We start from the raw sequence: 19,627 nt of genomic DNA, 5'->3' as shown, positions 1-19,627 counted from the left end.
CAATTTTTATTCTATAAACTAACTCTTAGGCCCAAACTAAATGTTTTAGCTTGAGGCATGGTTACCTCATCGTAACCTGACAATAATGATGAAGGTCCAAAAGCACTCACTTCGGGATCAGCACCAGAATATCCGGTAATTGTGAACAAATTTGTTGCCTGGGCATATACTTTCATTCCCTCAAGTTTCAAATTATTCACAAATTTCTTTGGTAAATGATAAGCCAATACAAGTTTCTTCATTCGAAGAAAAGATGCATTCTCGAAAAAACGACTACTTGTTCGACTGGTAGTATAATTGTTCTGGCTAGTAATGGATGGATTGAATAAGGCCGGCTGATTCGTTACATCCCCATTCTCACGCCAGTAGTTTGCTACATCTTTAGATAAATTGTAAACCTCAGTTGTGGTATAAGTATGCAAAATCGCAGAGGTACCGTTCATTAATTTTTTACCTTCAGCAAAGACAAAATAAGTACTTAATTCCACACCTTTAAAAGAAAACACATTGCTAATTCCACCTGAATATTTAGGCATACCGGAACCAAAAGTCTTTCTATTTTCCATATTGGTTGGCGGAGTCTCTCTTAGACTACCGTCAGCATATTTCCATAACGGATTTCCATTTGTCGGATTCACTCCTGCCCAATCGTATAGATAAAACTGAGCTGCCTCCCTTCCTTCCTTAAAATATTTGTAAGCCTGATCTTGTCCCCAAACTTCATATCCAGCTTGATTCAATTCCAAAACTTCGTTACGATTGAAGGCAGCTGTAAGAAACAGATCCCATTTGAAAGTACTGTTTATTAAACGAGAATCCAGTGTTAGCTCAACACCCGTATTCTTCATGGCCCCAACATTGATCCACTGTTGTGTATATCCTGTAACCTCAGGCACATCGGTGAATAACAACAAGTTGTTCACCTTCTTGGAATAATAATCAAGCGAGGCATTCACTTTGTTTTTCAAGAGACTGAAGTCCAACCCGAAATCAAAATTTTCCGTTTTCTCCCATGACAGATTCAGATTTGAACCATTTGCTTCCGTATAAATAGTTTTCTTCCCATAGGTTAAATCATTTTGATGCGTTTCATAAGTCCTCAAGGCACCATAGGTATAAGTAGATTGCTCCACACCAGAATATCCAAAGCTTGCACGAAGCTTTAGGTGGTTAATGAACTCCTCATCGCTTTGATTCACGGCAATCCATCCTGCCGAAAATGCAGGAAAAATTTGATATCGATTGTCATTACTAAATCGAGAAGAACCATCAACACGGTAGCTCAATCCGGCAAACAGCTTTTGCTTATAATTATAGTTTACCCTTCCGAACCATGATGCCAAGGCATACTTTCTTCTGCCGCTGGAATAATCAACAAGGTTATATGCATTCCTATTGGTTATTTGATATGCACTCTCATAGTTCAGTTCTTTTTCCTTTTGTCTTGACTCCTCAAAACTCTGCCCAAGCACGAACTTAAAAGAATGATCACCAAATAACTTATGTCCTCTCACCATATTGGCGATTACAAACTTTCTGGAATAGCCATCTGTTTCGATTGTAATTTTTTTATCAGGAGAATCACTATTTCTATAAGAAGCAAAAGCATCGGTCTCTATGAAGTTAATTCCCAAATCTAACTTATAAGAAAGCCAATCCGTGAGTTTAACATCAGCATAGATATTTGAAATCACATAGTTATCCAAAGCTTCCCCTTTATCATTTAACGCCATTGCTACAGGGTTCTCCGTATATATTCCATATGGATTGTTTCCCGTTGAAAAATTAAAGTCCCCTCTTTCATCGTACACACTAATATTAGGAGCCTTTAAGATGGCGTCGCGATATATCTTCGGAGCCAAAAGAGAATTATTTTTCTCAGAAGTCATTGAAATGTTAGCTCCTAATTTTAAATATTTGTTGATGTTTTGTTTGAAATTGAACCTTCCGGTATATCTTTTAAAATCGGCACCTTTTATATAAGCCTCCTGATTTAAATGTGAGAAGCTAAAATACAGGTATCCATTGTGCTTTTTATTCTGAATAGAGAAGGCCAGCTTATTACTTTTGGCATTTCTCACCACCTTATCATACCAATTGGTATTTGTGCTGGCTGGAAAAATTACCTCTCTTTTCTTTAACTGACTGTAATAGTTGGAATAGAATTGAGCATATTCTTCACCATTCATCAGGTTCGGTTTTCCAACAGGTTTGGAAACTCCTGTTTCCATCAAAAGGTTTACTTTCAGGCCAAATTTCCTTGGCTGCTTGGTCGTAATTAAAATTACACCCGCAGCACCTCTGGATCCATAGATCGAAGTAGAGTAAGCATCTTTCAACACACTAATGGATTCAATATCCTCGGTGTTGATCATGTTTAAGCCATTCTTTTGAAAATAATTGGATTCTCGAAGATCGTTAAAAACGTAGTTATCAGCCAAACCCAAAAGCGGAATCCCTGAAGAGGATAAAATATTAATCTGATTCAAACTTTCCTCTGTATTAAAAAGAGGAACGCCATCTACAACAATTAAAGGACTATTGGCATCAGGTTGCAAGGAAGTGACTCCTCTGATGGCTATGGTTGAAGCTCCACCTGGAACTCCAGAGTTTTTTTGCATCCATAAACCACTTGCGGTACCGGCCAATATCTCATCAAAATCATTCGGAATTTCACCAGTCATTGATGCAGAAAGGGTACTTATAGCTCCAGTTTTTTCCTCTTTCGCCTCTTCTCCATATCCAACAATGTTTACCTCTTGTAAGTTTATCACATTTGTATTGAGCCTAATATCTTCAATCATTTTGAGACCGACGATGTTTTCACTGGGCACAAAACCAATGGCAGATACAACAATGGTATCACCCACAAAACATTTTATACTATAGTAACCATCCTTATCGCTTGCAGTCCCCTTAAATTCATTTTTCACTCGAATAGAGGCACCAACAATTGGCTGACTATCCTCATCACACAGAATTCTACCCACAACCATCTTCCCCATACGAACCAATCTGGCAGCCTCAATCTTATTGGAAGCTTTTAATTGCAACATGGGTATTGGCCCGTCCATCTTCTTTAATATGATTTTATCACGGTAGAGAATAAAAGTGAAGCCAAGCGGACTCAAAACCATTCCGAGTATCTCTTGCAAACTTACTCTCTCCTCCGACGGAATGGTAATAGCTATTCCTTCAATTATTTCCGGATTGTATACAAAAGTGAAATCTGTTTGCGCTTGAATTTCCAAAATGAAATCTTCCAAGCTCATCCCCTGAGTAAGCCTGGAAGTAGATATTTCCTGAGCTTGTGAAAATGAAAGGAAAGAAAAATGGACAAAAATCAGACTTAAAAATAACTTCATTAGCTCTTTACATCCATTCTTAAAAAGGGATGAATTACAAACATTTAAATTTTTGTTTGCTGCAAATGAATATTTTTTCCTAATTTTGTCGTACATAATGCTAGCTGAAATAGCTCCTGCTATTTCGATTAGTTTTTTACTTGACAAGTAAATTTACTACATGTTAGTTAAAATACCGGAGAGCTGCCACTCTTTGGTATTTTTTTTTGAGTACTAACCAGGACTCCTCCTGCAAGATTAGAACTCGTTTTTATTCCCGATAACAACCCTATCCTTCTCAATTTTATAAGAGAATTCATTGGTCATTTCAAGAATCTTCATAATTTCTTCTAACTTTTCATTTTCAAAGCTGGCTGTAATTTTCAAATCCTTCAGACTACCATCCGTCAGTTTAAATTTTACACCATAGGTTCTGTATAATGTCTTTGTCAATTCAGACAAAGGTGTATTTACAAAGAGTAAGCCTCGTTTCATCCAGGCAATATCAAGCTGATTATCCACTTGAAATCTATCCATTGACTCCTCGTTGTGGTTGATCACACCTTTTTGTCCAGGTACCAGATGAAAACCTTCCTCTTCTCCTTTGTGGCTATGAGTAAAAGCTACTTTTCCGGTAATAACCGAAGTCTCCATGCGATCATCTTCGGGATATGCTTTTACATTAAAAGAGGTTCCCAAAACTTTCACCTCAGCTCCATCCAGATCTATCACAAAAGGTTTACTTTCATCTCTTGCCACATCGAAAAATGCTTCTCCCTCCATGTATACATTTCGTTCCGTACCTTCCAAATCAGATTTGAATTTCATACGAGAATCACCGTTCATGTATATGTGAGAACCATCAGCTAATAAAAAGTCTGTCTGCTTTCCTGCATCACATTCTCTTACTTCGTAGCCTATGGTATTCATCCATGAAAATGGCTCACTTATTTGATTCCAGGCAAGACTTCCAACAGATACAGCGATTAATACAGAAGCTGCTACACGATACCAATTGGCACCAAACAATCTTCTAATCGGTCTTTCATCAGCCTGCTCAGCTTTAATTCTTCCCTTAACTTTATTTAAAACACAACTTTTTTCTTCTGAAGAAGTTTGCAAAGTAAGTCCTTCCCAGCCTTGTTTTAAATCATCAAAAAGCTTTTGGTTTTCTGCTGAAGATTCAAGCCATCCCCTTAATTGGCCCATCTCTTCTTCAGAGATTTCTCCAGCAAAATACTTTGCTATTATTTGATGTATATGATTCATTTCCGTCATTATATTCTAGTAGTTCATTTTTAAGACAGTGCTTTTTCCATCTTCCACTAAAGAAAAATGAAAAAAGTTTATTTTTTTTTGCTTTTCCCCTGGTAACCTATCATTTCTGCTAGCTTCCTAATCGCAATACCCATTTGCGTATCTACTGTATTTACAGATACGTTCAGTTTTTCAGCCACTTCTTTATACTTCATCCCCTCAAAGCGAATCAAAAGAAAAACCTCTCTACACTTCGGCGGTAAACTTTCAATACTATGGATAATTTTATCTTGTAATTCCTTTGCAATAATTGCATCCTCGGCTGTATTGTCCTCGCTTATTTTATTTGAAACCACCTCATCAATAGAATCCTTACCAACTCTCTGTTCTTTATGGATATAATTCAAGGAACGATTCTTTATACTTACGAACAGATAATTATCGAGATTCTTAACATCTTGCAATTTCTCTCTATTCTGCCAAACTTGATAAAATACATCAGCTACAACTTCCTCTGCCAAATCTTTGCTTTTTACTAACACAAAGGATGCAGTTAAAAGCCTGTCGTAATAAATATGAAAAAGTTCATCTAAAGCACGTTCATCAGAATCTAGCGATAATCTTCGAATCAGAAAATCAATATTTTTGGTATGATTTTTCAAGGGTTTAGTTTTCTTAGGTGGTTAATATAGGTTGGTCAAAGATGCAAAAAATCTTATAAAGTGAAAATTTCAAAGTAAAAAGACTGGACATTTGCACCCAAACTACTTACATAATCTAACATCATTATTCCACTAATATTAAATTACTTACAAGCTGATTTAACTTATCTCAAACCTTATTCACTTCAATGTAGGTTTTTCCAATACATATACGAGCCAATCATATCAAAGAATGCATCCACAAAATATTACAAAACAAAAAACCGCCTCATGAGAGACGGTTTATGATATATAATATTTGATTTTTTTTACTGTGCAACTTTCTGTGCATCTAGTTTTTTAGTTATTCTTCCATAAACAATTAAGGCTATGGCTGATACTGCAGCAATTCCAACAAAATAATACCAAATGTAATGTGCATTTGACGATGCTACTTCCCATTCTGCTCTTGACTCGAATAATGTTGGATCAGGACAATATTTTGTAAGAAGAACTCCCGATAATCCGAAACCTAAAATAGAAGATACAAATGAATGTAAGTGACTAAACCCTAGATATAAACCTTCCTCACCCTTAGGCGCTTGAAGTGAGAAATACTCTAAGAATCGAGGTGAAATAAACGATTCTGCCAACCCCTGGAATACAATACCAACAATCATCATAAATGCTACAGGATGCATGCTGAAAAATCCCAAATCAACTGACTCTACATCAAGCAAGTTACCCGCAGCCATACACAATGCAGAAACTGGCATAATAAACATCCCAATTGTCATGGATAGAAGTGCAGTGCGTTTTGCCATAATCTGAGTAATTAAGCCAACGGATAAAACCACTATCAATGGGTTTACGTTAGCATACCATGATGGAGATGCTCCTTCACCTGCCATACGCAACACATATTTAGGCATGGTTGCATACAATTGATGCTGCACCATCCAAAATCCTGTAACAATAAGAATTAATGCTACCAAACGACCATTCGCAATTACTCTTGTTAATGCTTGCCAAATTTCGTTTAATGATTTTCCTTCACCCTCAGTTTTAGAACTTTTAAAGAAGAAGAATACTGCAAAAACAGCGATTAAAGTCATTGCTGCCGAGAAGAAGTTTAGATTTACCAATCCTTCGTTCCCCATGGCTTCACGCAATGGTTTTACAATGGTTTTTCCCGAGAATGAACCGATATTTACCATCATATAAAAAATAGAAAATCCCCTTGCACGATTCGATTCTGTTGTTTCTTTAGCAACAGTTCCTGTAATTACTGACTTAATAAACGATCCTCCAACCATTATCACAATAACAATTGGTACAATCATCCATTTCCAACCTGTTTTCTCCAATCCAGTAAATTTGGTTACCTCGGTATACTCAACCAAACCAGCAGCTTCCAACATGGTTGGTAAAATTGCTAAACCTGCATAACCAATACTTAGTAATGAGAAAGCCAACAACAAGGCTTTTCTAAAACCCATTTTATCTGCTAAGGCTCCACTAAATGTTGGTAGTAGATACAAACCAGCTGAAAACAGACCTGAAATCATTGCTGCTTCAATATCAGTAAAGCCTAATATTCTTGAAAGGTATATTGTTATTACAATGAAAACTCCATAGTATGCTGCTCTTTCCAAAAGCTCAACAGAGTTGGCCACCCAAAAGGCTCTTGAGAACTTTTCTTTTCCCGTACTCACTTGTTCTGCACTCATTTTATTCTTTGTTTAGTTTATTTAAGGTATCGTTGTCCGCAATTTTGGTGGTAAAAATAGATTGCCACGTTGAATTTCACAAGTAGGGATTCTCCTATTTTTTCTCACATCACACCTGTATATCCTGATAAATTTCAAACCAATAGTGACACAAAAAAGATGCCGCAATCAATGGATCAAACTAATCCAATAATTGCGGCATTAACCTAACTTAAAAATAAAATATTTTGCTCTGCTAATCGTTTATTTTTGCCATAGTTTCATTGTTGCTTCAACATCTATCGCCTCTGCTAAAATAGATATTGGATGCTGAACTTTGCTAGAAGTTGACATTTCTATTTGCCATTTACAAGTTTCACAATCTGTGGCTACAAAATTAACCTTAGAGTTTTCTATCTGATCGAATAAAGGTTTACCAACTTCTTGAGAGGTTTGATAATTTTCTTTCTTAAATCCATAAGTTCCTGCAATTCCGCAACATTGCGATTCAAGATTAACCAATTCAACACCTGGTATCATTCTAAGAAGCGAAGTTGAATAAATAGACCAGCCTAATTTTTCCATATGACAAGGAGTGTGATACGCTATTCTCTTTTTGTAGTCCTTCTTGAACACTAACTTTAGCTTTCCTTCATCAATTAAACGGAATAAAAAACGGGTTGCCAATTCACTCTCATCCCTTATTTCTTCATTTTTAACACTCAATAAGTGAGGATATTCATCTCGAATGGTAAATATACAAGTTGAGGATGTTGAAATTACTGGCATCTTTTTATCTACAATTGATTTTTTAAATGCCTCAACATTGTGTTTGGCTTGTTTGGTTGCCTGTTTAATTAATCCATTAGAAATTAATGCAACACCACAACATTTTTCCTTTTCCAAAAGATGCACACCATAACCCGCAGCATTCATTAACTTAATCAAGTCTTTACCTTGCTGAGGAAAATTATAATTCACATAACAGCCGTGGAAATAACTAACGTGCTTTTTGAAACCCTGCTGTTTCTTTTCAGCATATCTGCGATACCAAGTTTCAAAACGCAAACCTGTATACTTTGGAAACATACGATGATGATCGATCTTTAGCACACTATCCATTACTTTACGGACTGGCTTAAGCGCAACTGCAGTATTCACAATTGGGGCAAATGTACTTGCCATGGTTCCTACAATATCGGTATTCGCAAGAATCATATCGCGAAGCTTTGGCTTGCTTTTACTATACTTTATGCGAGCAGATTGGATTATATCGCCAATTTTAACTCCCGATGGACAGGCAACTTCGCAACGCTTACAATTTAAGCACAACTTCAAGGCCTCATCATAAAACTCAGGATCTTTTAATCGCATTCGTTCGCCATCTGGGCCAGATTGCTTTGGGCCAGGATAATCAGGATTTACTTCCAATACCGGACAATAAACGGTACAAATTGTACATTTGACACATTGTTCAAAGTTGTTATCACTAACGTTATATGGTTCAAATATTTCCTTTTTCATTGTCCTGTTATTTTAAAATTTGTTCAGCCGCATGAAGAGATGTAAGTAAACTTATACCTGCTCCACTTCCTTCTTTAAGAGGATTTGCTCCTCCCAACACAGAACCTGCCACATATAAATTTTCTACAGGTTCACCATTCATCAACGCTCTAAAGTTCTGATCGGTTTTTACACCATAATGCATAAATGCCTGATCGTTAAAGATCTTTTCATCAAACCATTTTTCACGATTGCTGTCGCCATCGATATCCAAACCAAAAATTGGTTCATATAATTTATCGTGAGTTGCCACAATTCCTTTGCTGTAAAAACTTCCGCTTGCCAAAATGAATTGATCTGCCTCAAATTTTATATCTCCATGATTATTGGTTCTGATTTCCAACAATCTGCCATTTTCAAAAACTCCCCCTTCAACATTGTCTCCCAACAAGTATGTTCCTCCTAATTCCTGAAATCTTTCACGCAATGTAATCTGTGTGCGAATACCAGGAACTGACGGAGGTATGGCTGGTAACAAAAGAACTGGCTTTTCAATTTTCTCTTTTAGCTTATCTGCAATTGTCTTATTAAACAATCCAAATACCGCAGGAAGAATCACTACATCAAACCCATCACTTAGAACATTTGCTTTTTTGGCAAATTCATCAATGGCATTTCCCTTGTCAAATTCTTTAGCAATATTGGTTGAACGCATTTCGCTAGGATTTTTACGAATTGCTTCAAACTGTTTCATCGAAACATTCTTGATTTGCGCATGAACATCAAACTTTTTTAACCCATCTTTAATGAACAAAGTGTGAAAATCAAGAAATCCACTAAAGTTTAGGATTACTGCTTTTTTCCAAGGAAAACTGTCCTTATGATCGAAACAGGTAAAATCACTTAGGGTCAACCAAGTTGGTTTCATTACACCCATTGGCGTTAAGGTAAAGTGATTTCTATCGGCTTGACCAGTAAAATTTAGACCTGCACGTACCAACAAATGCAAAGCATCATTTGTTAACCGTTCTATTTTATCCAAACCTACCCTTTTATAAGGATGAGTCTCAGATAAGGTTTTCATGCTTTCCAAAGGATTTGCAACCTCTTCACCATTTACCTTACCCAATAGATCGAAGGAACCCGAAAAGAAATGAATTGCACTTTGACCAGATGAAACAATCGCACATTTTTTTCCCTGCTCCGCCAATTTAATTCCACATGTGAGTCCGCTTAACCCACCACCTATTATAATGTTATCGAATTTCATACTCTTGCTTAATTGTTTTCTGGTTTCAATCCATATATCCCTTCGTAAATCCAAGATGTAAATTGAATTTCATTAATCGTTTCACCCCAAGCAATTGGCGACATTCCTTTCCATCTCTCCTGAAGAAAGTTGGCCAAATCATCTTTTGCTTTTCCTGGTTCTTCCATCGATTCACAAAGCAAACCAGCTGCACGACAAGCACACAACTCGCCTTGACAAGTTCCCATTCCAACACGAGTTCTACGACGCAAATCGATCAGGTTATTTACATGCAATTCATTAATCGCATACTTTACTTCACCAATTGAAACTCCTTCGCATTCACAAACCATTGAATCTTCATTTTCATCACCTTTTGCAATTTTATGAGCCAATGATCCATGTCTATCCTTTGCTGATTTTTGAGTTATACCATTTCCTGAATAAACTTTCTGACTTACATTATTTAAGGTTTCATCACTTTTTTCAGATCCAGGTAATGGAATGTTGGCCGTTTCACATCTTTTATCAATATCTAATTTTTTACAGATTAGATCTGTTGCTTCTTCAGCCATCAATCGATAGGTCATCAACTTACCACCTGTAATTGTGATAAATCCCTCCAAACCATCTCTTTCCTTGTGATCCAACAATACAATACCACGACTAATACTTCTTCCACTTGGATCATTATCGGCTGCCACCAGTGGGCGAACTCCTGCATAAGCACGAAGAATACGAGTCGTTGCCAAGGATGGTGAAAGCTTTACTCCTTCTCTTATCAGCACATCCACATCATCCTTTGAAACATACATATTGTCTATCTCTTCAATTGGAATTCGCTCCGAAGTAGTTCCAATCAAACAAATGGTATCTCCCGGAACAAGTATATCTGCATTGGCAGGTTTTCTACACCTGTTCAAAACCATTTTGTTTACACGATGACCAAAAATCAGAAGAGAACCTTTTGCAGGAAACATATTGATGTTTACTCCTGCAAACTTGGCAATATTATGTCCCCATATACCAGCTGCATTGCAAACAATTTTCCCGTAATATTTTACTTTCTCCTTTTTCGCATGATCGAATAATTCTACACCATTTACACGATCTTGATCTTTAAGTATATCAATAACTTCATGTTGAGTTAAAATATCTGCACCATGCAGTTTGGCATCCAATGCATTTGACATGGTCAAACGAAAAGGATCAACAGACCCATCAGGTACTTTTACAGCTCCAATTAAGTTCGGATTTGCCGATGGTTCCATGCGAAGTGCTAATTTGGGATCAATAATTTCCGTTGAAATCCCAGCACTTGTACAAGCATCTACAAATTGAGATTGAAATGCAATGTCATCTTCTGGTAGAGTAAGAAATAGTCCATTGTTCTCTTCGATGCAATGGTTTGCAATTTTTCGGAGAATCATGTTTTCCTCAATGCACTCAGCAGCCGATTCATGATCGGTTACTGCATATCTGGCTCCACTATGTAATAAACCATGATTTCTTCCTGTTGCACCAGTTGCAAAATCATGACGTTCTACTAGCAATACACTTAATCCTCTCATCGCACAATCCCGCGCTGTCCCTGCACCTGTTGCTCCCCCTCCGATGATTATTACATCATATTCCTTGGATCTATTCTTATTCATGATGAGTCTTCTTATTTCAATATCTTTTTATTCAGCTTAACGAAGATTTTAATAAATCTTAGAATACAAAGATATACATCATACATAGCATTGCAAAGTATGTCTTTAAAAAATATATTTTGCATTATCTATTCTTTAGCTTAAGAATGTATTCTTTGATTGAATTATCATATCTAAAACACTTACCAAATTAAATACTAAAAACCGCTATAATGTCAACATTTACAACGCATCCAAACTTTGCTATCATATCGAATTTTGAGAAAGTAAATTGGAATAAAAACAGATTAGGTAGATTGCATCTAAATAAAAAAATTAAACATTTTCAGACAAAATCAATATAAAAAATAAGCCAAATCATTAAAATGATTTGGCTATTTACTATGACACAGGCATTAAATCTGACAAAAATACCTGCCAACATTCACTTTGTAAAAAGTAATTTTATATAGGTGTTAATAGTTACAATTTTTAATTCTCATTCAATAACCAATGTCTTCCATTTTCAGGAGTAGAAAATACCTTTAACTGATAACGATCACAAGAATTGCATTGAACACGAATCATTCCAAATGCTGTATCAAGAGGGTTTCTTCTAATCAAAGCATGCCGAACCATTAATTGTTGTCCCAATTCAGATTCTATAATCGATCCCAAACTTTCAGCATCATCAATATCATATAGTAGTTCCGCCGAACTTGCATCTTCTAAAATTCTAACACAATTGGGTGTAGTTATTCCCTTTAATAGGTTTAAACAATACTCCTTCATCTGAGCAAATTGTATCTTGCCAGTCAACACCACATCCAATAAATCACTTTCTGGTCTGTATTCTACATTTATCATGACAATCTCTCCCTCTTTTTCACTTCTACCTTATAGACAATTAATTGAGGAAATCGGGTGAAAGAAAAGCAAAAAAAAAGAGCCATTTGTAAAAAATGACTCTTTCTGTTTAAATTTTCTTATCAATTTTTAATTCACTGATACACACTTAACAATTCCCTTTTCAGCTGAAGCAAGATAAAGATTATCCTTACCATCAACGATCATTGGAATGTATGAACATCCTTTCACCAATTCTTCGATACCCGCAATTTGTTTTGCGCCTTCTTTGCTATAGATTTTGATACGAGTTGGATCTTTTTCTACAGTAACGATAGCACCATTAGATAAACTTGTTACACTAACAGGATTACAACAACCGTGGAAATCATTCACTGTTTTTCCTCTTTGTCCAAACGAAAGAATTTTCTTTCCTGTAAAATCAAAACCTTGAACACGGAATGCTCCAAGATTAGCAACCAAGATCTCTTTTTTAGCATTTACGTTAAAATCCAGAATTCCACAACATGGACGCATATCTTTCATTACAGCTCCAGCTGCTCCTGTTTCCTTATTAAACATTGCCAATTTAGCGTTTCTGTAGTCTGCAACAACCAAATTGTTATCAACAACTCTTGCTCCAGTAGCAGTAATTACATCATTAAGCATGTATTTTTTCATTTCTTTTCCATTTCCATCAAGAACTACACACTCAACTGCTTTAGGCATCATTCTTTTTATTTTTCTACCTCTAACTTTTTTCTCTACTTCTTCCTGAATGCTACATAACAAATAAATGTTATCATCTCCATCAACAGCTAAAGCCGAAGCCTGACCGCTTAAACTGGCTTTAAACTCCTTAGCAACTTCTCCCTTGGCATTAATTACCTGAACTGTTCCATCTTTCTTTAAAGCACATAGATTTCCATTCTTAAATGCTCCCAGGTAAATAATATCTTTTAATTCCTTACCTGCATATTTTGTATCAACTTTGTAAGAAACATTCTTTACATTGGCCATTAACTCATCAATGGTAACATCTTGCTCACTTTTTTTAGCCATTTCTGCAAGGGTACTCACAATCGTAGGATTCTTCTGAAGTTGAGTATCCATTGCAGCAACCATTTTTTGAGCTTCCTTATAATTCTTACCAGAAAGTTCTCTTACTACAAGGCTAGCAGCATGAGCAGAGGCTGGATATTCCTTAATGAACTTCTCATTTAAAGCTTCCATTTCTTTTTGCTGAGGCTCTAATTTCTTCATTAATTCATCAGCTTGCTCTTTAGTGTTACCAGGCTTATAAAGCTGAGCCATAATATCCTTGTATTTTTCACGGATCAGGTTGCTTTCCTTCTGATAAATTGCATAAGTATCATGCTCTTTACTACCTGTAACTTTCATGTTAGCAAAATCCTTAACATCGGCAGTAACGGTAATTGGAGCATTTTCCACATAGATTTGTGCATAATTATTTGTTTCTGCAATTGCAAAGTAACACAAGGTTGGAATTGGGTAATCTCCTTTGATTTCAAACTTACCTTCTTTGATAATGGCAGTATCTTTTTGCATTCCCCCCTCAGTATAATGTGCAAGTTCCAGTTTTGTACCATCGGTAACACCAACAATAGTTCCAGATAAAGTCATTCCTGATTTTTCTTCTTTTGCGTTATTACATGCAAAAACACCCAGCATAGCAGCCAGGACAACTAGTAGGTTTAATTTAAATTTCATCCGCTTAGAGTTTCTTTTTTTTGTCGGATGTAAGCCACAAGATCAAAATAATCATCGTTGTATGTATTTAATAATAATTTTAATCATGCTCGTTTCATCAGATCAGTTTATAAATTTGTTTTTTTGATTGGGTAAAGTGGTTTGACTTCCTATAAAGAATTGTCAAACCACATATTAAGTTGTTAAATATAATCAATAAATTATTGACTAATTACATTTTTTCGATTTCTTCTTTTAATGCCATTACACGCTTGTCGTTTTTACCACCTTTTTCTGCATTTTTAGAAATAAATGCATTGATATTTTCCAATGCTTTCTCTTTGTTATTTGATTTTTTATACAAACTTGCCAAGCAATAGTAACCAGCTAACATTTCACTATCCTCTTTAAGGTAATCTTCTACTGCTGTAATTGCTTTTCCATAAAGACCAGAACCTTCGAATGCAGGATCCATAGCAATTCGGTAAGTGGTATTAATTAAAATACCAGATCCCATTCTCTTGTCTGTTTTCAAGCTTTCCTTCGCCGAGGAGATCTTTTTGTTAAACCATGTATCATACTCTTTGTGCGCCAAATAGTAGGTAGAATACCAATTGTCTTCCATCATTTTTTGTTGAGGAGTTGTGAAGTCTTTCTTAGTTGCTTCAATTGCAGATTTTAATTCTTCAATTGTTCCTGTTGTAGCAATACCTGATACATATTTGTTCACTGCAGCTCCAATAACACCATCATAATCTTCCTGACCAATTCCTTCAATAGCAATAAGTTTGTCGTGATTTGCAATAATGTATTTGTAAGCTTCACTTCCAAATTCCAATGCCTCCGAATAGCCAATTACAGTAAAGGCATCAACATTAGCTAGTTTTTCTTTCGGACAATTTGTAATAAAATCTTTCCCAACAGCTCGCATCTCATCTTGCTTGTAAGCCGAATACAAGGCCTTTATATACTGTGCAACAAATTTAGGTTCACGATTGCCTTCAGCATATTTTTTCTCTAATGCTCCAATTTGTCTTGAAGGATCACCTGCAATCTTTGCCTCTTCGATCAAACCAGCAGCATCTGATCCACCAACTTTGGTATGCAGAACTTTACCATTTGCATCCATAAACAAAAGAGTTGGGTATGCTTTTACTCCATATTTCTTTTGAAGTTCAATCCCTTCTCCTTTTTCCATGTCCATTTTAACATTTACAAAATGTGCATTAAAATAATCTCCTACCTCTTTCTGAGGAAAAATATTCTTTGCCAACATTTTACATGGACCACACCAAGTTGTGTAACAATCCATGAAAACCATTTTGTTTTCTTTCTTTGCTTTTGCCAAAGCTTCAGCAAAAGTTCCGTGCTCGAATTCAATTCCTTGAGCAAAAATGCTACTGGTCATAAATACAGCTAGCATTACTCCTAATAACTTCTTCATTTTGAGTTAATTTTTGTGGTAATTACCAATATTAATTTTCAATTTATACTCTTAGGACATGTCAAAAGGTAAAACGTGTGAATGGAGGATTGAATTTTTAACCTTAATTAACGTTCTGTAATCAGAATCGTTTAATCAACGGCATAAAAAATGCCAGCAGTTTTCACTGCCAGCATTCAGTCCCAAATCATAAAACAAATCCGATTTTACTCACCAAATAGATTCTGAAACATTTTATCCATTGCTTCATCACTATCACCATCTGCGCCAAATCGACCGATGATTTTACCTTCCGGATCAATTAAAATTTTTGTAGGTAAGGTATGAATTGCGTACAAGTCACCAATATCATTTCCCGTTTCTTTGGTCCCGCTTAAAATATGACGCCAGATTCCAATTTGATCTTTTTTAACCGCTTTGTGCCAAGCTGGAATATTATGGTCATCGCTGGCAACACCAATAAATTCAACTCCTTTTCGATGATATTTATTATACAGTGAAATCAGATGTGGATTTCCTTTACGGCATGGACCACACCAAGATGCCCAAAAATCAATCAACACATACTGACCTTTGAATTCTTCCAAACCAATCTCCTTGTCATTGATATCCAGCTTGCGAAAACCTGCAGCCATATTGCCAGGCGTACCAGATAGATTTTTTTCAATTTCTGATTTGATCTCTTTTCCCAAAATGCTATTCTTAATCTCATCAGAAAACAAATCATATTTTGCTTGGGCTTCTTCAGGTTTCATATGCGACATTGACCATATTAAAATGTTGGCTGTTACAAATGAATTCTGATGATCCTCTATATATTTCCGATTCACCGCATTCATTCTCGATGAAAATGGCTTTAATGCATCGTAAGCCAATTGAGCTTTGCTTTTAAGCACCAATAATTCCTCTTCGGGCAATTTCGCCTTCATTCCTTTTATATAGGCCATGTTTGCTTCATTATAATCCAATGCATAAGGTTTCTGTTCTTCTCGAATGGGCTGCAACAAAGCTTCATAAACCTGCCTTTCCAACTCTATTTTCCCTCCTTCAATTTCAACCGGTAATGTTTTTCCTCCCCATTGGTCTGCTCTTGCTTTTTTCATATCACCTTTCACAGTGATTTGAGCATTTTCCATCCATAGTGAAAAACTTGCATTGCCCGGGGTAATCGTAACATTCAATTCCTGAGGATAGTCCATTTTCCCATTCAATTCGAATTCCCCATTCTCAATGATGGCTGTCGCAAAGGTTACAGATTTATTTTGTCCCCTGTCGTAATAACTCAAAACGATTTTTCCATCAGCAATTCCCTTTATTTCTCCTGAAAGCACATAACCATCATGTTTTTCTGCTCCACAGCTCATCAACACTAAGGTTATTAGTATTATTAGAATTGATCTCATTGTCATTTAATTAAAATCCAAAAATCTCTTTCAACTTTTTATCTAGCTCATCACCATGTAGTAATTTGGCAATGATTACTCCCTCTCTATCGATCAATACGGTTGATGGCAAATAATCCATCCCATATTCACTAATTACCCTTGCAGGACTATAATTCACAGGAAACTCATCCGCCACATTTACCCATGGAAGCTCATCATCTTTGATTGCCTTTTTCCAGGCTTTGTGGTTGCTATCATTGGTAACTCCAAGAATTTCGAACCCTTTCTTTTGGTATTTCTTATACAATTCCTTCATGTGAGGAAATGAAGCACGACAAGGCTTGCACCATGACGCCCAAAAATCAACCAACACAATTTTCCCTCTTAAGTCTGTCAAACTTAAATCCTCTCCTTCAGGGGTTTTCAGGGTAAAATCTGGTGCAACTTTTCCAAGTTGTATTCTCTCTTTGGCTTTTACATCCTCCATAATATCAAGCACATTCTTGCTCTTTTGGGTAGACTCAGGAAGTTGTGCATAAAGCTCCTTTATTTGCTCAATAGAAGCTATACTTTTCAAAAAAGGAAAAACTTGAGTCACAAAATACTTGTCCTTATTTTTCTGAACAAGTTCCAATTGGGCGGTTTTCACCACCTCTTCTAAATGAGGAGCAAGTCGACCAAGCTCTTCATTTAATTCCACGTACTCATCATGATCTTTGGCACGCTTAAGTTTTTCTGCCACATTTCTGCAGTTTGCATATTTCTCCTGTTTCAGTAGTTCACTCTTCATGTCATGAAACTGATTGACCAGCTCTTGGTTTTGAGCTCCTTTTAATGAAACTTTCTGAATATACCCTCTGTGGTCATCTTTACGATCTGCTTCCAAATTAAGGTTTCCATTTTCAAGAATTACGCCTAGGCTAATCTTAGCATCTAACAACTGCAGGATATAAGTCCCAACTTTCAAAGAGGGTTTTTCAATGGTAAATCTACCATCCACAACATTTACAGTATCAATTCCCTGAACAGATCCAACACCTCTGTCATAGGTTCCCAAAACAATCTTGTCGTTCTTTACTCCTTTGATGTGTCCATGCAATACGAACTGATTTTTTTCGCCACAAGAAAACAATGTAGTAACAAGTACTAATGCAACCAATATTCTCATTATATAGTATTTTAAGGTACAGATGTACCGATTAATTTTAATTCGATTAAGAGTGTATCATTCCGGCTCATGCCATTAAGGCATGAAGAGAGTTGTTATTAAAAATGTGCGAGGATGGGTATTTTGTTGATAAGTATAACTACCAACTAAAAGAGTTAAAATTGCGCACGGTAATATACCGTACGCAAATAAAATATTAATAGGTATTTTGCTCAATCACTCCATTACTAGAGATAACTTCACTTTCAGGAATAGGGGCAGCATATCTTCTGTCATTCTTTTCCAAAGTATAAGTTTTAATCGGCTGATCATCCAAAATATTCAAATCACTATATGGATAGAAAGTTTTTGAAACAACTACATCATCACCAGAATAGTCATTGTTATTCAACCTTCTTAGATCATACCATCTAATAACAATAGGCATTTCTCTTCTTCTTTCATCCAATATTTTACCGATTGCTTCATCTTGAGAACTAGCTACCAAGTTAACCTCACCAGTAGGGTCAATTCTTTTTTCCCTTAAAACATTAACCGTATTTATAGCTTCCTGCCATTGTCCTTGACGAGCCTGACATTCCGCTTTAATCAATAACATTTCTGGGACATTTGTTCCTCCATAAGTGGAATATGTATCATGCATGAAAGCTGGATAATCATATGTAGAACCTACCTTGTAGGAATAATGCTCTACATAGAAATATTTCCATCGCAAATCTTTATCCTTACTACCATCCTTGTCATATACATCCATCAAAGATTGGCTTGGAAATCTCCATGTGGTTGCACCTCCAAAACCTGAACCTACTGTAGAATTAAAATATTCCTCACTCCAAGAATTTGGATCCCAATTTTGATAAGTAGCAGGATAATTCAATTCATAATCCACTACTACACCGTCGATTGTAATACTTCTTGGTTCAGGAGAATTCCACGAATATCCAAAACTGTTCAAGTCCTTTATGTTTTCAATCCCATAACCACTCAAAGCCTCCTCTGCATATTCCAACGCTTTGGCATAGTCGTGTTTTACCAAATAGAACCTTGCTGCAAAGGCATTCACTGCAGGAGTCGTTACTCGACTAGGACTATTAAAACCAATCGCATCTGTTAAAGCCACATCTAATTTTAAAGCATCCGTTACATCTTGCTCAATCATCTCAAACACCTCTCCAATGGTAGCTCTTTTTACAGACTCATCGAAAGCTGTTGATTTTTTTAAAGGAACACCAGGTTCATTTAAATTGGCACTACTATAAGGCAAGGCATATAAATTAACCAATGAGAAATAATTATATGCTCTTTTAAATTTAGCCTGAGCTTCCAACCTAGACTTTTCAGAGTCCGTTGCATCTGCATTCGGTACTATATTTAAGACCATATTCGATCTAAAAATATTCTGATATCTGTATAACCAGAAATAATCTTTGTAATTAACTGCAGAAACTTGTCTTTCCCAGGTCGCAGCATGAATATCCTGTATAGGATAAAAGGTTTTCATTCCCTTATAAAGGTTCACATTTGGCTCTACATCATCTGATGAAAACATTAAGTAATGAGAAATCTCATCTTCTCGGTAAGCTCCTGCTAAAATTAATTCTAAATCTTCAACAGTTTCAGGCACAACACCTTGTGATTTAGATGGTCTTTCTTCCAAAAAATCATCACAACCAGTCATCGCAAAAGATGAAATAAGAAGTGATCCCAGTATAATATTTTTAAATAGCTTCATAATTC

At 36.0% G+C, this 19,627-nt stretch carries 13 protein-coding genes; all 13 read right to left on the bottom strand.

The genetic code is table 11. The features are described from left to right. Positions 1 to 11: 11 nt before the first annotated feature. On the bottom strand, positions 12 to 3,365 hold the full coding sequence (locus ACKPCA_RS01845; RefSeq protein WP_321281041.1) for a SusC/RagA family TonB-linked outer membrane protein: 3,354 nt from the start codon (positions 3,363 to 3,365) through the stop codon (positions 12 to 14). A 237-nt stretch (positions 3,366 to 3,602) separates the two neighbouring features. Next, complete coding sequence (locus ACKPCA_RS01840; protein WP_321281040.1) at positions 3,603 to 4,613, bottom strand: FecR family protein; 1,011 nt, start codon at positions 4,611 to 4,613, stop codon at positions 3,603 to 3,605. Between the two features lie 77 nt (positions 4,614 to 4,690). Beyond that, positions 4,691 to 5,263, bottom strand: a complete 573-nt coding sequence (locus ACKPCA_RS01835; RefSeq protein WP_321281039.1) for an RNA polymerase sigma-70 factor — start codon at positions 5,261 to 5,263, stop codon at positions 4,691 to 4,693. 308 nt (positions 5,264 to 5,571) lie between these two features. Beyond that, positions 5,572 to 6,972 carry an MFS transporter gene (locus ACKPCA_RS01830; protein ID WP_321281038.1) on the bottom strand — a complete coding sequence of 467 codons (1,401 nt, stop codon included), beginning with the start codon at positions 6,970 to 6,972 and terminating at the stop codon, positions 5,572 to 5,574. A 243-nt stretch (positions 6,973 to 7,215) separates the two neighbouring features. Next, on the bottom strand, positions 7,216 to 8,475 hold the full coding sequence (gene glpC, locus ACKPCA_RS01825; RefSeq protein WP_321281037.1) for an anaerobic glycerol-3-phosphate dehydrogenase subunit GlpC: 1,260 nt from the start codon (positions 8,473 to 8,475) through the stop codon (positions 7,216 to 7,218). A gap of 7 nt (positions 8,476 to 8,482) precedes the next feature. Further along, a complete protein-coding gene (glpB, locus tag ACKPCA_RS01820; RefSeq protein WP_321281036.1) occupies positions 8,483 to 9,724 on the bottom strand; it encodes a glycerol-3-phosphate dehydrogenase subunit GlpB in 1,242 nt (413 codons plus the stop codon). An 8-nt stretch (positions 9,725 to 9,732) separates the two neighbouring features. After that, on the bottom strand, positions 9,733 to 11,358 hold the full coding sequence (gene glpA / locus ACKPCA_RS01815) for an anaerobic glycerol-3-phosphate dehydrogenase subunit A (RefSeq protein ID WP_321281035.1): 1,626 nt from the start codon (positions 11,356 to 11,358) through the stop codon (positions 9,733 to 9,735). A gap of 471 nt (positions 11,359 to 11,829) precedes the next feature. Beyond that, entirely contained in the window at positions 11,830 to 12,204 is a 375-nt protein-coding gene (locus ACKPCA_RS01810) for a hypothetical protein (RefSeq protein ID WP_054720953.1), read from the bottom strand. A gap of 129 nt (positions 12,205 to 12,333) precedes the next feature. Then, a complete protein-coding gene (locus ACKPCA_RS01805) occupies positions 12,334 to 13,914 on the bottom strand; it encodes a DUF4369 domain-containing protein (protein WP_321281034.1) in 1,581 nt (526 codons plus the stop codon). Between the two features lie 211 nt (positions 13,915 to 14,125). Beyond that, entirely contained in the window at positions 14,126 to 15,337 is a 1,212-nt protein-coding gene (locus ACKPCA_RS01800; RefSeq protein ID WP_321281033.1) for a thioredoxin family protein, read from the bottom strand. 206 nt (positions 15,338 to 15,543) lie between these two features. Next, positions 15,544 to 16,740, bottom strand: a complete 1,197-nt coding sequence (locus ACKPCA_RS01795; RefSeq protein WP_321281032.1) for a TlpA disulfide reductase family protein — start codon at positions 16,738 to 16,740, stop codon at positions 15,544 to 15,546. Positions 16,741 to 16,750: 10 nt separating this feature from the next. Next, positions 16,751 to 17,890 carry a TlpA disulfide reductase family protein gene (locus ACKPCA_RS01790; protein ID WP_321281031.1) on the bottom strand — a complete coding sequence of 380 codons (1,140 nt, stop codon included), beginning with the start codon at positions 17,888 to 17,890 and terminating at the stop codon, positions 16,751 to 16,753. Positions 17,891 to 18,086: 196 nt separating this feature from the next. After that, positions 18,087 to 19,622 (bottom strand): RagB/SusD family nutrient uptake outer membrane protein, encoded by a 1,536-nt coding sequence (locus tag ACKPCA_RS01785; RefSeq protein ID WP_321281030.1) that lies wholly within the window; start codon positions 19,620 to 19,622, stop codon positions 18,087 to 18,089. Positions 19,623 to 19,627 lie beyond the last annotated feature (5 nt).

It is taken from the genome of Marinifilum fragile, from assembly GCF_963677365.1.
In the GTDB taxonomy this organism is placed as follows: domain Bacteria; phylum Bacteroidota; class Bacteroidia; order Bacteroidales; family Marinifilaceae; genus Marinifilum; species Marinifilum fragile.
Note: the sequence above shows the minus strand (reverse complement) of the source record. Positions and strands in the feature narration are given on the sequence as shown.

What these genes read in the sequence shown, in the direction of transcription:
- ACKPCA_RS01845 (WP_321281041.1), bottom strand. Translation starts at nt 3,365, where the DNA reads ATGAAGTTATTTTTAAGTCTGATTTTTGTCCATTTTTCTTTCCTTTCA.
- ACKPCA_RS01840 (WP_321281040.1), bottom strand. Translation starts at nt 4,613, where the DNA reads ATGAATCATATACATCAAATAATAGCAAAGTATTTTGCTGGAGAAATC.
- ACKPCA_RS01830 (WP_321281038.1), bottom strand. Translation starts at nt 6,972, where the DNA reads ATGAGTGCAGAACAAGTGAGTACGGGAAAAGAAAAGTTCTCAAGAGCC.
- glpC (WP_321281037.1), bottom strand. Translation starts at nt 8,475, where the DNA reads ATGAAAAAGGAAATATTTGAACCATATAACGTTAGTGATAACAACTTT.
- glpB (WP_321281036.1), bottom strand. Translation starts at nt 9,724, where the DNA reads ATGAAATTCGATAACATTATAATAGGTGGTGGGTTAAGCGGACTCACA.
- glpA (WP_321281035.1), bottom strand. Translation starts at nt 11,358, where the DNA reads ATGAATAAGAATAGATCCAAGGAATATGATGTAATAATCATCGGAGGG.
- ACKPCA_RS01810 (WP_054720953.1), bottom strand. Translation starts at nt 12,204, where the DNA reads ATGATAAATGTAGAATACAGACCAGAAAGTGATTTATTGGATGTGGTG.
- ACKPCA_RS01805 (WP_321281034.1), bottom strand. Translation starts at nt 13,914, where the DNA reads ATGAAATTTAAATTAAACCTACTAGTTGTCCTGGCTGCTATGCTGGGT.
- ACKPCA_RS01800 (WP_321281033.1), bottom strand. Translation starts at nt 15,337, where the DNA reads ATGAAGAAGTTATTAGGAGTAATGCTAGCTGTATTTATGACCAGTAGC.
- ACKPCA_RS01795 (WP_321281032.1), bottom strand. Translation starts at nt 16,740, where the DNA reads ATGAGATCAATTCTAATAATACTAATAACCTTAGTGTTGATGAGCTGT.
- ACKPCA_RS01790 (WP_321281031.1), bottom strand. Translation starts at nt 17,890, where the DNA reads ATGAGAATATTGGTTGCATTAGTACTTGTTACTACATTGTTTTCTTGT.
- ACKPCA_RS01785 (WP_321281030.1), bottom strand. Translation starts at nt 19,622, where the DNA reads ATGAAGCTATTTAAAAATATTATACTGGGATCACTTCTTATTTCATCT.